The 13,424-nt window shown below is 38.9% G+C and carries 15 protein-coding genes; 12 read left to right on the top strand and 3 right to left on the bottom strand.

Translation table 11 applies throughout. The features are described 5' to 3' along the window. Positions 1 to 42: 42 nt before the first annotated feature. The 9 genes from AC27JR_RS05315 (at position 43) to AC27JR_RS05355 (ending at position 9,224) form a co-directional block, all read left to right on the top strand. Positions 43 to 1,122 carry a pilus assembly protein PilM gene (locus AC27JR_RS05315; protein WP_076918864.1) on the top strand — a complete coding sequence of 360 codons (1,080 nt, stop codon included), beginning with the start codon at positions 43 to 45 and terminating at the stop codon, positions 1,120 to 1,122. Continuing rightward, positions 1,110 to 1,682 (top strand): PilN domain-containing protein, encoded by a 573-nt coding sequence (locus tag AC27JR_RS05320; protein ID WP_008466262.1) that lies wholly within the window; start codon positions 1,110 to 1,112, stop codon positions 1,680 to 1,682. Before AC27JR_RS05315 ends, AC27JR_RS05320 begins: the two co-directional genes overlap by 13 nt. After that, positions 1,672 to 2,274: a type IV pilus inner membrane component PilO gene (locus tag AC27JR_RS05325; protein WP_076918865.1), complete on the top strand. Its 603-nt coding sequence runs from the start codon at positions 1,672 to 1,674 to the stop codon at positions 2,272 to 2,274. Before AC27JR_RS05320 ends, AC27JR_RS05325 begins: the two co-directional genes overlap by 11 nt. Next, positions 2,274 to 2,810: a pilus assembly protein PilP gene (locus AC27JR_RS05330; RefSeq protein WP_487173183.1), complete on the top strand. Its 537-nt coding sequence runs from the start codon at positions 2,274 to 2,276 to the stop codon at positions 2,808 to 2,810. The genes AC27JR_RS05325 and AC27JR_RS05330 overlap by 1 nt, the downstream gene beginning before the upstream one ends. Next, positions 2,797 to 4,887, top strand: coding sequence for a type IV pilus secretin PilQ (locus AC27JR_RS05335; RefSeq protein WP_487172994.1), 2,091 nt, complete (start codon positions 2,797 to 2,799; stop codon positions 4,885 to 4,887). Before AC27JR_RS05330 ends, AC27JR_RS05335 begins: the two co-directional genes overlap by 14 nt. A gap of 496 nt (positions 4,888 to 5,383) precedes the next feature. Further along, on the top strand, positions 5,384 to 5,902 hold the full coding sequence (aroK, locus tag AC27JR_RS05340) for a shikimate kinase AroK (RefSeq protein ID WP_008466255.1): 519 nt from the start codon (positions 5,384 to 5,386) through the stop codon (positions 5,900 to 5,902). 29 nt (positions 5,903 to 5,931) lie between these two features. Next, positions 5,932 to 7,002 (top strand): 3-dehydroquinate synthase, encoded by a 1,071-nt coding sequence (aroB, locus tag AC27JR_RS05345; protein ID WP_487172995.1) that lies wholly within the window; start codon positions 5,932 to 5,934, stop codon positions 7,000 to 7,002. Then, a complete protein-coding gene (locus AC27JR_RS05350) occupies positions 7,003 to 8,319 on the top strand; it encodes an AAA family ATPase (RefSeq protein ID WP_487172996.1) in 1,317 nt (438 codons plus the stop codon). A 53-nt stretch (positions 8,320 to 8,372) separates the two neighbouring features. Continuing rightward, positions 8,373 to 9,224, top strand: a complete 852-nt coding sequence (locus AC27JR_RS05355) for a Dam family site-specific DNA-(adenine-N6)-methyltransferase (RefSeq protein WP_008466248.1) — start codon at positions 8,373 to 8,375, stop codon at positions 9,222 to 9,224. On the opposite strand, the gene AC27JR_RS05360 is transcribed toward AC27JR_RS05355, so the two are convergent. Further along, on the bottom strand, positions 9,187 to 9,372 hold the full coding sequence (locus AC27JR_RS05360) for a DUF2970 domain-containing protein (protein ID WP_076918870.1): 186 nt from the start codon (positions 9,370 to 9,372) through the stop codon (positions 9,187 to 9,189). The genes AC27JR_RS05355 and AC27JR_RS05360 overlap by 38 nt on opposite strands. A gap of 3 nt (positions 9,373 to 9,375) precedes the next feature. After that, complete coding sequence (locus AC27JR_RS05365; RefSeq protein ID WP_131690395.1) at positions 9,376 to 9,675, bottom strand: hypothetical protein; 300 nt, start codon at positions 9,673 to 9,675, stop codon at positions 9,376 to 9,378. Between the two features lie 274 nt (positions 9,676 to 9,949). On the opposite strand from AC27JR_RS05365, the gene rpe reads away from it, so the two are divergent. The 3 genes from rpe to trpS are packed head-to-tail and all read left to right on the top strand — an operon-like array spanning position 9,950 to position 12,336. Continuing rightward, positions 9,950 to 10,633, top strand: coding sequence for a ribulose-phosphate 3-epimerase (gene rpe / locus AC27JR_RS05370; RefSeq protein WP_487172997.1), 684 nt, complete (start codon positions 9,950 to 9,952; stop codon positions 10,631 to 10,633). Further along, positions 10,633 to 11,298 carry an HAD-IA family hydrolase gene (locus AC27JR_RS05375; RefSeq protein ID WP_076918873.1) on the top strand — a complete coding sequence of 222 codons (666 nt, stop codon included), beginning with the start codon at positions 10,633 to 10,635 and terminating at the stop codon, positions 11,296 to 11,298. The genes rpe and AC27JR_RS05375 overlap by 1 nt, the downstream gene beginning before the upstream one ends. A 33-nt stretch (positions 11,299 to 11,331) precedes the next feature. Then, entirely contained in the window at positions 11,332 to 12,336 is a 1,005-nt protein-coding gene (gene trpS / locus AC27JR_RS05380; RefSeq protein ID WP_487172998.1) for a tryptophan--tRNA ligase, read from the top strand. A 50-nt stretch (positions 12,337 to 12,386) separates the two neighbouring features. On the opposite strand, the gene AC27JR_RS05385 is transcribed toward trpS, so the two are convergent. Then, positions 12,387 to 13,400 (bottom strand): hypothetical protein, encoded by a 1,014-nt coding sequence (locus tag AC27JR_RS05385; protein ID WP_487172999.1) that lies wholly within the window; start codon positions 13,398 to 13,400, stop codon positions 12,387 to 12,389. Positions 13,401 to 13,424: the final 24 nt, after the last annotated feature.

Below are 13,424 nucleotides of genomic sequence, written 5' to 3' on the forward strand. Positions count from 1 at the left end.
TTATAACTTGTTTATTATTAAAACAAAGGCAAAGTTGCAAACATGCTAAGTCAATTAATAAAAAAACCATCGCCTATGATGGTGGGTATTGATATAGGATCGCACTCTATCAAGGCCGTGCTTTTAAGTGAAACAGAAACTGGGCTTCGACTAGAAGCACTTGCAATTGAACCTATGCCAAAAGGCGCTATGAGCGAGCGTAACATTCAAGATATTGAAGCAATTGGCAATGTGATAACCAAGTTAAAACGAAAGTTACCAAAGTCACTCAAATTTGCTGCTGTTGCTGTTTCAGGGCAAACAGTGATTACCAAAGTTATTTTCATGGATGTTTCCTTAAGCGACGCTGAATTAGAGTCACAGATTGAAATTGAAGCCGACAGCTTGATCCCCTATCCGTTAGATGAAGTTAGTCTTGATTTCGAAAAACTCTCAACTAACAGCGCCGATCCGAGCAAAATTAATGTCTTACTCTCTGCAGCGAGAACGGAAAGTGTGGAAGCGAGAGTAGGCGCGCTAAGCGCTGCAAACTTAACGGCAAAAGTTGTCGATGTTGAAAGTTATGCGCTAAGCCGGGCTATGGATGTCTATTATCAACAACTTCCATCAGATGCGTTTGATAAAACGGTGGCAGTGGTCGATATTGGTGCTGTGCTCACATCAGTGAGTGTGGTGCAATCAGGTGAAACAATTTATACCCGTGACCAAGTATTTGGCGGCGACCAATACACAAACAGTATTGTTGCTTACTATAATAAAGGTTTTGATGAGGCCGAAATTGGTAAAACAACGGGTGATTTACCGCCTAATTACACATTTGAAGTGTTAGCACCTTTTCAAACCTCGTTATTACAGCAAGTTCGTCGTGCTGTGCAAATGTTTTTAACCACAACAGGTAAAGAGCAGTTAGATTATATTGTACTGACGGGCGGCTCAGCCATGATCAAAGGCATTGATAGACTGTTAATTGAAGAATTAGGGATACATACGGTTGTTGTAGAACCATTTGATAAAATAGAAATATCACCTAGAGTTGATCGTAATATAATACAGCGTCACCGCACTCAATTTGCAATTGCGACTGGCCTGGCGTTGAGGAGTTTTTCATCATGCCACATATAAATCTATTACCTTGGCGTGAATTACAGCGTGAGCAGTCTAAAAAGAAATTTATAACACTGCTGATGGCAGTCGTTATTGTTTGCTTTGTGACTATGTATGCGCTGAGTGCATTTTATAGCGGCCTCAAAGAAGGGCAAATGCTAAAAAATAATTACCTTAGCTCAGAAATTACAATGCTCGATCAAAAAATCCGCGATATACGTGATTTAGACAAGAAAAAAGAAAACCTACAACAACGTATGCGATTAATTGAAGAGTTACAAAGCAGTCGTAACTTAGGTACGCAAATAATGGATGAAGTGGCTAAAATAGTACCTGCTGGTGTTTATTTGACCAAGCTTGAGCGCAAGGGCAGTCAAATTCATGTATTAGGAAAGAGCGAATCTAACAACCGCTTATCTACTATGCTCAGGCAGGTGCAAAGTTCTTACCTATTAGAACGCCCAATTATGCAAGGTATTGTTGCAGGCGACCAATCCTCTCGTTTGCTCAGCGATTTTAATATGGAATTTTACGTAAAGCCATTTGGCCAAATAGGTGAGGTGCGTAATGAACCTTAATCTTAAATCGTTTACAGAGATAGATTGGAATGAAATAGAGCTAGATAATATAGGCGAGTGGCCAGTTATTGTAAAAACAATGTGTGCTACTATAATTGCTTGTTTAGTCTTGTTTTTTAGCTATAGTTTATTTGTGTCGGATGAAATTGACAGCTACCACAATGCGGTAGCCAAAGAGATAGAATTACGCACAACCTACCGAACTAAATATGCAGTTGCCAGTAAGCTTGATATTTATCGTGAACAAATGATTGAGATGGAAGACAAATTTTCTCAGCTATTAAAGCGCCTACCTACATCAAACGAGACGCCAGGATTATTAGACGATCTTTCTTATGTGGGTACAACCAGTGGTTTAACATTTTTAAAAATTGGTTGGTTACCAGAAGTTGAAAAAGAGTTTTATACCGAGCTACCCATTAAAATTGAAGTGGTAGGCACTTATCATGAGTTTGGTGAATTTGTAGGAAAAGTTGCTCAGTTGCCAAGAATTGTAAGTTTACATGACTTTTCTATTTTATCATCTGGCGAAAAGCAGCTAACATTTAGTGTAGTAGCAAAAACTTATCGTTATGAAGAGGGGGTGAGATGATGAAGCAACTTCTCTTTTTAACTACCGCAATATTGTTGCTCAGTGGCTGTAACGAAGATACATCTGAGCAAAAAGAATTTATTGACCAGGTTAAGGCAAACACCACTGCACGTGTCGAAAACATACCTGAGTTGGTTAAGTTTGAACACTTTGCATATAACGCCAAAGATTTACGTAGCCCTTTTGTAGCACCAGAACCAGAAATTATACAAAATAAGCTTACACAAGTTAAAAACTGTCTTCACCCAGATCCAGAACGTGTTCGTCAGCCTCTGGAAAAGTACCCATTAGATAATTTAGCAATGAAGGGCACAATAGGATCGAACGGTAAAACATGGGCGCTCATTACAGCTGCTGATAACACCTTACATCGAGTATCTATAGGGAGCTATTTGGGCACCTATGACGGAAAAGTAAGCAGTGTTAATAGTGACTATATTGAATTAGTAGAATTAATCCCTGATGGGTCAGGTTGTTGGAAAGAACGTTTGACCAAATTAGAAATGTTAGAGGCGGCAACCAATGGCGCAAGTTAATAAGAAAAATGGTATTTCCTATATGCACATAGATGAGTGTTCACACCACCGTATTTTAACGATTTTGTTATTTGTATTTTTATTACTCATGACTAAAACGGTTAGTGCAGCCCCTTTACTCTATGACGTCCGATATAACCCATTACTTAAAGGTGAAACCGAGTTACAACTGGTCTTTGATGAAGAATTACAGCAGCAACCTGATGTACAAGTTTTTAATAGTCCGGCACGTATAGAGCTTTTATTTAATGCAGTTGAGCTAGATGAAGGGTTGGCAAATATTGCGATTAACCAAGCAGGAATAAGTAACATCAGTAGCATGATGACCAGTGCGGGTTTAAAGGTAACCATTAACCTAGAGCGATTAAAAATTTATGAGACTGAGGTTAACAACAACTTAGTTTCAATAAGAATATCTGATAACCCACTGACAGAACAAATAGTAACAACCAGTGAAGATGAACCTGCTTATACCTCTAGTTATATTAATGGCATTCAAGCTATTGATTTTCGCCGTGGTGAAAAAGGTGAGGCTAAAGTGCTTGTTTATCTGCAAGATACTCAGGCGGCTATTGAGGTTCATGAAAGTGGTGGGAAGATAATTGCAGAGTTTCATCATACCGATATTTTAGATGACTTATTGTATGAATTAGATGTTCTTGATTTTGGTACTGTCGTGAGCAGTATTGAAACATTTAAGGAAGATAACCTTACACGTATTGTGATTGAACCTAATACTGCTTTTGCTTACACGTATCAGCAAATTGAAAATATTTTTACCTTAACGGTTGAGAAAGATGAGACTCAAAATGCATTCTTAGATGGGGGGAAAGAATACTTAGGTCGCCCTATGACGCTTAACTTTCAAGACATCCCTGTTCGCTCCGTGTTGCAGATTATTGCAGGCTACAATGACTTTAACTTGGTAACCAGTGACTCTGTAACAGGTAACATTACCCTTCGTTTAGATGGCGTTCCATGGGACCAAGCGTTAGACGTAGTGCTAAGAATAAAAGGCTTAGACAAACGTATGGATGGCTCTATTTTAATGGTAGCGCCATCTGAAGAACTTGCTGCCCGTGAAGCGAAAGAGTTAAAAGCTAAGCAACAAGTTGAGGATTTAGAGCCACTCTACAGTGAATATATCCGTTTAAATTACGCAAAAGCAGAAGATTTTGCCGACTTATTAAAAACAGACACCAATAGCATTATTACAGCTCGAGGTAGTGTTTCTGTTGATCAACGTACCAATACGTTATTAATGAAAGACACTGCAAAAAGTATTGAAAGTGTTCGCCGAATGGTCGAAACCTTAGACATCCCAGTCAAACAAGTGGTCATTGAAGCGCGAATGGTAACCGTGCGTGACAACGTAACAGAAGACTTAGGGGTTCGTTGGGGGTTCAGTGATCAACAAGGTTCTGATGGTATTTCGGGTACCTTAGAAGGGGCTGAAACGATTTCTAACGGCATTATTCCTAGCCTTTCAGATCGACTTAACGTTAATTTACCGGTAGCGAATCCATCGGCAAGTATTGGTATGCATATAGCCAAACTAGCAAATGGAACATTGATTGATTTAGAGTTAACTGCGCTCGAAGAAGAAAATAAGGGTGAAATTATTGCGAGTCCGCGTATCACTGCTGCCAACCAGCAAAAAGCGCGTATAGAGCAAGGTACTGAGATCCCCTATGTGGAATCTGCTTCAAGTGGTGCAACAACCGTGAGCTTTAAAAAAGCAGTGTTGAGTCTAGAAGTGACACCTCACATCACGCCAGACAACAAAGTTATTTTAAACTTAATAATTACTCAAGATACCCGTGGAGATACCGTTCAAACAGGAACTGGCCCTGCAGTTGCCATTGATACGCAACAAATTGAGACTCAAGTTCTCGTTGAGAATGGACAAACGGTAGTGTTGGGTGGTATTTTCCAACAGCAAATTATTAATTCGACCAAAAAAGTACCTTTATTGGGCGACCTTCCTTATGTAGGAAGACTATTTAAAAGCACAAGCGAGTTTAATGAAAAGCGCGAACTGCTGATTTTTGTCACACCTAAAATCCAAATAGACTAATTACCTAACCTGAGCTCTGCTTGAGATAGATTACTATTCAGGGCTCAGGTTATTCAAACTATCTAGGTTGCACAACAAACCAGACGGTATTGGCATGTCATTTAGTTATCTTGGTGTGAACACTCCCTGTAAATGTACAATTAGGCAGTATATAGTTTTTTATGTACTGTACTGCGGATGCATTTTAAGGCTGCGTTTATGTTGTTTGTAACTGAGTTTTTTGTGAAAATTACCATACAAAAGCGTTTACGAAGTAACACGTAGTAACCTTAAGTTGCATAAATTTTAACCCTAGAAGATAAACTTGCCTATAATAAGGTGTTTTTTTGTTAACCAATGGGTAATTATTTAGTTTAATTGCTCGTTATATGGCTTTTTATCCTAATTGACTTGAAATACCCGACCGATTACTGAGATAATCCCTTTCTTAATTTTGGGGCCAGGTCGTTAGGCGGGGTTTTATTTCAAATTTTAGAGTTCGTTTGTACTAAAAGATATGGCTGAGAAACGTAATATATTTCTAGTTGGCCCCATGGGGGCTGGCAAAAGCACGATTGGTCGTCACATCGCTGACCAATTACACCTTGAATTTGTTGATTCTGATCAAGAAATCGAACGTCGCACGGGCGCAGATATTGCCTGGGTATTCGATCTTGAAGGTGAAGAAGGCTTTAGACTTCGTGAAGAATCTGTTATTGGCGACTTAACCGAGATGCAAGGTATTGTTCTTGCTACGGGTGGTGGCTCAGTAATGAGTAAAGAAGTTCGAAACAAGCTTTCGGCTCGCGGTATTGTAGTATACCTAGAGACACCGATTGAAAAGCAAGTTGCACGTACGCAACGCGACAAGCGTCGCCCATTACTGCAAACAGAAGAAGCACCTCGTGATGTACTTGAGCGCTTAGCAGAAGAGCGTGAACCATTATATAAAGAAGTAGCTGATTTTGTTGTACGCACTGATGAGCAGAGCGCGAAAGTTGTTGCTAACCAAATAATCGAGAAATTGGATTTTTAAAAGCCAGTATTAAAAAGGACTAACCCAGCATGCTTGAATTAACTGTTAATTTAGACGAGCGAAGTTATCCTATTTATATTGGTCAATCTGCACTTCAAGATACAGGCCGTCTAATACACCATATTGGTGATTGTCGGCCTATCATCATTACTAATGACACTATTGCACCGCTCTATCTTCAGCAGTTGCTTAATTCATTAGCACAGCAAAATCCACTTCATTTTATTATTCCAGATGGTGAGCAATATAAATCACTCACTTGGTTTGAAAAAATATCAGCATTCTTACTTGAAAATAACTGCGGACGTGACACCTGTTTAATTGCATTAGGTGGTGGCGTAGTTGGTGATTTAACTGGTTTTGTTGCTGCTTGTTATCAGCGTGGTGTGCCTTTTATCCAAATACCAACCACTTTATTATCTCAAGTTGATTCTTCAGTGGGTGGTAAAACAGCAGTTAATCACCCGCTGGGTAAAAATATGATAGGGGCTTTTTACCAACCCCAAGCTGTGTTTATAGATACGCGTTCGTTACATACTTTACCTACCCGTGAATTTGCTGCTGGCATGGCTGAAGTTATTAAGTACGGCCTCATTTACGATACTGAGTTGTTTGCTTATTTAGAGCAAAATATCATTCAATTACAACAGTTAGATGAAGCCTGTTTACAGCATGTTATTTTCAGATGCTGTGAAATTAAAGCGCTCATCGTTGCACAAGATGAGAAAGAGCAGGGCCTGCGTGCGCTATTGAATTTAGGGCACACGTTTGCCCATGCTATAGAAGCACAAATGGGTTATGGGGTGTGGCTGCATGGTGAAGCCGTAGCTACAGGTATGGTGCTTGCTGCCAAACTTGCTCATACTCGTAACGACTTAACACTGCAAGATGTAGAGCGTATTACCACACTAATAGCAGCGTATAAATTACCAATCGAAATCCCTAGCAATATGACCAGTGAACAATTTTTACTGCATATGCGCAAAGATAAAAAGAATAAAAAGGGGACTATCCGATTTATTTTACCCACCGAATTTGGTCAGTGTGCATTAGTTGATAATGTATCTGATGATCAAGTTAGAGCATTGATCGAGCAATAAATGCAGTCACAAATTTTACCAAGCCGTGCGGCTTTGGTGGATAGAATCGCATTGCAATTTGAATATGGTCAAAACCTAATTGTTTTATTGGGTACCTCTGGTCTAGGTAAAAGCTATTTGCTTGAAACCTTCATTACTGATAAATATAACGATTTTAATAAAGCGTTTGTGCAAGTTGGTGCACAGATGACTGATGTGCAATTAATGACTCAGTTATTAGAACAAAGCTTTAATGCCCCTTTAATTGACCACAATCTAAGCTTATCGCAAAACTATTATCAATTAGCGCAACAACAACAATGTGGCGCGTGTTTATGGGTGATTGATGGCGGTAGGCACCTATCTGAAGAACTCATTGCAGAGCTTGAGCTGTTATCAAAAAATGCGCCTAATGTGTTGTATGTTATGATTGCATCACAGTCTAAATTAGCATTCAAAGATGCAGTTAATATTCATTTAGAGCCATTAAATATAGTTGAAAGTAAGCAGCTCATGGGATGGTATTTTACGAGCTTACCTTATGATGAAGATCCTGTCTTTCAAACCTTTTTAGTTGAAGCTCAAGGTAATCCGAGTTTGTTATTAGCCTGGCAGCCTAGCGAGCAGGTTGCTGATATTGTAGTTAAAGATAAGGTTTCTTGGCGCTTACAGCTGCTAACACTATTACTAATAATTATGTTGTTGATCATTGGTCTTGTGTACAAAGCTGATATGACCCAGTGGTGGGAAAGTGCCAATCGCCAAATTGATGAGCAAGTGCTATCAACCGCTATTACAACTGAACAAGCAATTGAAAATAAACCACAGCAGTTCATAGCGCCTAAAACTATTGAGCCGCCAGCAGCTGTCATTCAAAAGCCCACTCAAGACAACACCATTAATAATGTTCCAGCGATAGTCGGCAGCTTAACGCAAGCAACGAGCGTTGTTGAACAGGAAAAGCCGGCATCAAAACCCGTTGAAGAAAAACCTATTACTAAACCTGAACAAACAAAGTCGCAAAACCCAATAGTAAAAATACCCAGTAATTGGTACTTACAACAACCTGAAGATAATTTTGTTATTCAGCTCTTAGCGGTAACTCAGCAGCAGGTAGGTAATGAGTTTATTGTTAAACATAAGCTAGAAAATATCGCTGATACCTACCAAACTAAACGAAATGGTAAAATGTGGTGGGTGGTAACTACAGGCAGCTTTGCTAACTTAAATGAAGCAAAACAAGCACTGCAAGCACTTCCTGCTGAGGTTAGAAAAAATAAACCTTTCTATAAAAAAATTAGTAAAATAAAACAAGAAATTGCACGAGTTGATCAGTAAACTCAGTAACTTTAGTGTAAAATCGCGCAACACCGAATTGAAGTAAAGAGCCAATGCAGCAAAAGAGTAGAGCCTTCCTTAAATGGGCTGGCGGAAAATACAGCCTCGTTGAAGATATTAACGCGCGACTAAATCAAGCAAGTAAGAATGCTGATACCTTGGTTGAACCTTTTGTTGGTGCGGGCTCAGTGTTTTTAAACAGCAATTTTAAACACTATGTACTTAACGATATTAATGCTGATTTAATCAATTTATATAAAGAGCTCAAGCGTTCGCCTGATGAGTTTATTAGTGATGCCAAAAAATTGTTTGTTGATTTAAACAACCACTCAGATGCATATTATGATTATCGTGTGCAGTTTAATCAAAGTAGCGATGTATATGAACGAGCCATCTTATTTTTATATATGAACCGTCATGGTTATAACGGGTTATGCCGCTATAACTTAAAGGGCATTTTTAATGTGCCTTTTGGTAAATATAAAAAGCCTTATTTTCCTGAAAAAGAAATGTACTTTTTTGCTAGCAAAGCGCAACAGGCTACATTTACCTGCCTAGGCTACGATGATGTGTTTAAACTGGTGCCTAAAAATGCGGTGATATATTGCGATCCTCCTTATGTGCCATTAAGTAAAACAGCATCGTTTACCTCGTATGCTAAAGGCGGATTTAACTTAGACGATCAGGCTAATTTAGCTAATTTGGCTGAACAAGCGGCATTTGAGAATAACACGCCAGTCCTTATTTCAAATCACGATACGGTATGGACACGCAAAATTTACAGTCAAGCTTCTTTGGATAAAATTCAGGTTAAGCGCACGATCAGTCCAAAAGGCGGTTCACGAAATAAAGTAGATGAGCTAATGGCTATGTACTTAGCACCGAAGTCACGGTTGCATAAATAGCCAGCACAAATAATACAAAAAGTACCACGGCAATGGCTATTAATGTGATAGGAGAGTGGTGTTTAAAGTCTGTTTGACGTTTATCTTCAGATTGCACACCAAAAAATGCAGCTAGTACACTTTGTAAAGCGCTAAAAAAATGCTGCATTAATTAAAATAATGGTTTTATAGAAGAGGGTTTGTGCTTGTCATCAGTACCCGTTAATAACTCTAGCAAATCTAGGTAATGAAACTGAGCACTGCGGCTATCGCCGGTTAACCAAGAAGCCCAAGAGGAATCTTCTTCAATTTGAATACAACGGTTCACGCTATGATTAATAGCGCTAGTTTGTTCTTTATGAAGACAAGTGTTGGCTGAGCTTAATTCTTGCTCAGTATTTGAAGAAAGCGACGCCGCTCCAATAATGACACTTACCGACGTGATTAATAATCCAATTTTAAAAGCACGCATAATATAAACCTAATAATTTAGTTCTGCGCGCAGCATAACAAAACCTGCTTAAATAATACACTTTATTTTTAGCTATATTTATAGCTAATCATATCTCGGAATTTGTTTATAAGCGTATTTTATTTTTCTTAGTTCGCGCAATTAGTTGTTGTTACGGTAAATAAAAGTTAGTGACTAGCGTTGCTAATATAGCGCTATTTTTAAAGGCGCTACTTGGGTAACATCGTTAATTAAGTTACATTAACGCCATAAATTCTTCATTAATGGATTAGCAATGCTAAATTGTGAACAAAAATACTTAATAGCGCCCTCAATTTTATCTGCAGATTTTGCACGCCTTGGCGAAGATGTCGACAAAGTTTTAGCTGCAGGGGCTGATGTTGTCCATTTTGATGTAATGGATAACCATTACGTACCTAACTTAACAATAGGTCCAATGGTGTGTAAAGCACTTCGCGACTACGGTATTAAAGCCCCGATTGATGTTCACCTAATGGTAAAACCGGTAGATAGTTTAATCCCACAATTTGCCGAGGCGGGTGCGTCAATTATTACCTTTCATCCAGAAGCCAGTGAGCATATTGACCGTACTTTGCAGTTGATAAAATATCAAGGCTGCCAGGCAGGTCTAGTTTTTAACCCTGCAACGAGTTTAAGTTACCTCGATCACGTAATGGATAAAATAGACGTTATTTTATTAATGTCGGTGAATCCTGGGTTTGGTGGGCAAAGCTTTATTCCACAAACACTTGAGAAACTGCGAGAGGCAAAGCAACGCATTATTGATTCTGGGCGTGATATTCGTTTAGAAGTTGATGGCGGTATTAAGGTAGAGAATATAGCAGCTGCGGCTGAGGCGGGCGCTGATATGTTTGTTGCAGGCTCTGCTATTTTTAATCAGCCTGACTATAAAAGCGTAATTGATGAAATGCGCCAACAATTAGAAAGTATTAAATAATGAAATATGATGCGGCACTATTTGACCTAGATGGCACGCTAGTTGATAGCGTGTATGACTTATATATGGCCTTAAATCTAACGCTAAGCGATTTAGCGTTTCCCATAGTCAGTCAGCGATTAGTTGAAAGCTGGGTAGGTAATGGTATTGAGGTGTTAGTTAAAAGAGCTCTTTGCGGCGATATGCAAATTAGTGAGCACCTTGACGAAGTATTAAGCGAACGAGCTATCAACCTGTTTTATCAACATTACAGTGAGCAGGTCGGTGAGTACAGCGTGTTATATCAGCATGTTGAAACGGGTCTTGCTGCTCTCAGTGGTATGCCTAAAGCACTTATTACTAATAAAGCACGCCGCTTTACTGAAATGCTTTTGGATAAGCTCGCTATTCGCAGTCATTTTGAGGTAATAGTGTGTGGCGACGACATGGCAAAAAAACCGTCACCTGAGCCGCTATTATTTGCTTGCGATGCATTAAATATTTCGCCTGATAAAGCGATTATGATTGGTGATTCAAAGAGTGACATACTCGCAGCTCAAGCCGCTAATATTGATGTGATAGCCCTTACATACGGGTATCATCAAGGAGATCAGCTAGGGGATTATAATCCGCAGTACCTATGCGATAACTTCTTAGCTATAATACCGACACTAACGCAGCGTTAAGCATTTTTAATTAAGTAAAAATAAAGGAAAATCATGAGTAAACCAGTAGTATTAAGTGGCATGCAGCCAACCGGTGGTATGACAATAGGCAACTATGTTGGCGCTATTAACCAGTGGGTTAAGCTACAGGAAGAATATGATAGCTACTTTATGCTTGCAGACTTGCATGCAATTACCGTACGCCAAGACCCTGAGTTATTGCGTGGTCGTGTACTCGATGGCGTTGCTTTATATACGGCGTGTGGCATTAACCCAGAAAAAGCGGCATTATTTGTTCAATCTCAGGTACCTGAGCATGCACAACTTGGTTGGGTATTAAACTGTTATGCGCAAATGGGTGAGCTTAATCGCATGACCCAGTTTAAAGATAAGTCGGCAACGCATGCTAATAATATTAATGTTGGGTTATTTGCTTACCCAGCTTTGCAAGCGGCTGATATTTTACTATACCAAGCAGATAAAGTGCCTGTTGGCGAAGATCAAAAGCAGCACCTTGAGTTAACGCGTGATATTGCTAATCGTTTTAACAATGTATACGGCGAGATTTTTACGCTGCCAGAACCTTATATTCCTGAGTTTGGTGCGCGAGTAATGAGCCTACAAGATCCACTGAAAAAAATGTCTAAGTCTGATGAAAACCCAAATGGCTTTATTATGATGTTAGACGAGCCTAAAAAGATTGAGAAAAAGCTTAAAAAAGCGGTTACTGATTCAGACGAGCAAGCACGCATTTACTTTGATCGAAGTGAAAAACCAGGCGTTTCTAACTTACTTACGTTATTAAGTGTTGCAACTAAGCGTCCAATCGAAGATTTAGTACCTGAATACGAAGATAAAATGTATGGCCACTTGAAAAAAGACACCGCAGCAGCTGTCGTGAGCATGATAGAGCCAATTCAGGCTCGCTTTAAAGAAATACGTGAAGACCAAACATTATTAAATAACATCATGAAAATGGGGGCCGAGAAAGCTAGTGCCCGTGCTGAGAAAACATTAAAAGCAGTTTATGATGCGGTTGGATTTATTCCACGCCCATAAGCCTGTTTTTTATATCTGCAAAAATGCCGCTAATTTAGCGGCATTTTATTTTAATGTTTTATAGCAGAAATACCGGCAGATTCACACGCTCTAACTATGAATTGATAGCCATAAGGCATACTTTGATCAGGCGTTATTTCAACAATTTCATAATCATTGAGCTCTATCACTTTACTACTTACTGCTTTCTTACATCTAGAGTGGGTATTAGCTTCAAAGTTGAAAGCAAACTCTGCGATTAGCCATTTGCTCAATTCAAAATAACTCTTAGCTTTAATTGATGATACTGGTGTAGAGTCACTCTCTTTTTTGTCTAATTGAGCGTTGAATTTGGCATTGGGCCCTGAATTTGTTTTAGGTGCCAGCTTTTGATTTTTAGTCGATGCCGTTTCAATAGAGCTGTTAGAGCCAAGGTTTTGTAACTTCTCTATAAGTGCGTCAGTACTGATACCTTCAGCTAAAGCAGCTAAATTAATAAATACAAAAATCGTTAAAAAAAATCTTACTACAGCGGTTAACAGTGGGGAATAGCTTTGACTGATGAACTTAACTTGCTTTGAGCCAAATGGCTTTATTAATAGCAATGCAATGATATACAAGGGTAAAACTAACTGTAATAGAAGTAAAGTTATTACTGTAATCAATAGCGCCGAAGGAGGTAAGTAAAGCAAAGTAGCGAAGTTGTGAGTGTAGTTAAAATCTGCAGCAGAAACTAATGCCACTTCATTTACGATACTACTCGCGCTAGCCAACACGAAGTTAGCAATCGTCGCATAAAAAAGAAGAATTAAAGCTTTACCAGCCAAAGAGTGCCAAAGTTTAATAAACTTTGGCCAAAATTCAATGACCAAGGCGCTCATTGTTAAAAGCGCACACAAAGATCCAGATTGAAAAAAAATTAAAGCTATAAGTGCAGTTAAATAAAGCTTTTGTGCGGTACTAAGCTTAAACCATATCGGCTTTATGTGGTTATTTATAGACATCTTATGCGTCTTTATACATTTTAATAGCTTATGGAGCCTCTTTTTAGCACGCCATTTTGCAATTTTTAAATACCTTAACACGGGCTTTCCTTAACGTGTATTACC

The organism is Pseudoalteromonas sp. NH0006-26, from assembly GCF_057552415.1.

What these genes read in the sequence shown, in the direction of transcription:
- aroB (WP_487172995.1), top strand. Translation starts at nt 5,932, where the DNA reads ATGCTTGAATTAACTGTTAATTTAGACGAGCGAAGTTATCCTATTTAT.
- AC27JR_RS05335 (WP_487172994.1), top strand. Translation starts at nt 2,797, where the DNA reads ATGGCGCAAGTTAATAAGAAAAATGGTATTTCCTATATGCACATAGAT.
- trpS (WP_487172998.1), top strand. Translation starts at nt 11,332, where the DNA reads ATGAGTAAACCAGTAGTATTAAGTGGCATGCAGCCAACCGGTGGTATG.
- AC27JR_RS05355 (WP_008466248.1), top strand. Translation starts at nt 8,373, where the DNA reads ATGCAGCAAAAGAGTAGAGCCTTCCTTAAATGGGCTGGCGGAAAATAC.
- AC27JR_RS05350 (WP_487172996.1), top strand. Translation starts at nt 7,003, where the DNA reads ATGCAGTCACAAATTTTACCAAGCCGTGCGGCTTTGGTGGATAGAATC.
- aroK (WP_008466255.1), top strand. Translation starts at nt 5,384, where the DNA reads ATGGCTGAGAAACGTAATATATTTCTAGTTGGCCCCATGGGGGCTGGC.
- AC27JR_RS05360 (WP_076918870.1), bottom strand. Translation starts at nt 9,372, where the DNA reads ATGCAGCATTTTTTTAGCGCTTTACAAAGTGTACTAGCTGCATTTTTT.
- AC27JR_RS05365 (WP_131690395.1), bottom strand. Translation starts at nt 9,675, where the DNA reads ATGCGTGCTTTTAAAATTGGATTATTAATCACGTCGGTAAGTGTCATT.
- AC27JR_RS05375 (WP_076918873.1), top strand. Translation starts at nt 10,633, where the DNA reads ATGAAATATGATGCGGCACTATTTGACCTAGATGGCACGCTAGTTGAT.
- AC27JR_RS05320 (WP_008466262.1), top strand. Translation starts at nt 1,110, where the DNA reads ATGCCACATATAAATCTATTACCTTGGCGTGAATTACAGCGTGAGCAG.
- rpe (WP_487172997.1), top strand. Translation starts at nt 9,950, where the DNA reads ATGCTAAATTGTGAACAAAAATACTTAATAGCGCCCTCAATTTTATCT.
- AC27JR_RS05325 (WP_076918865.1), top strand. Translation starts at nt 1,672, where the DNA reads ATGAACCTTAATCTTAAATCGTTTACAGAGATAGATTGGAATGAAATA.
- AC27JR_RS05330 (WP_487173183.1), top strand. Translation starts at nt 2,274, where the DNA reads ATGAAGCAACTTCTCTTTTTAACTACCGCAATATTGTTGCTCAGTGGC.
- AC27JR_RS05315 (WP_076918864.1), top strand. Translation starts at nt 43, where the DNA reads ATGCTAAGTCAATTAATAAAAAAACCATCGCCTATGATGGTGGGTATT.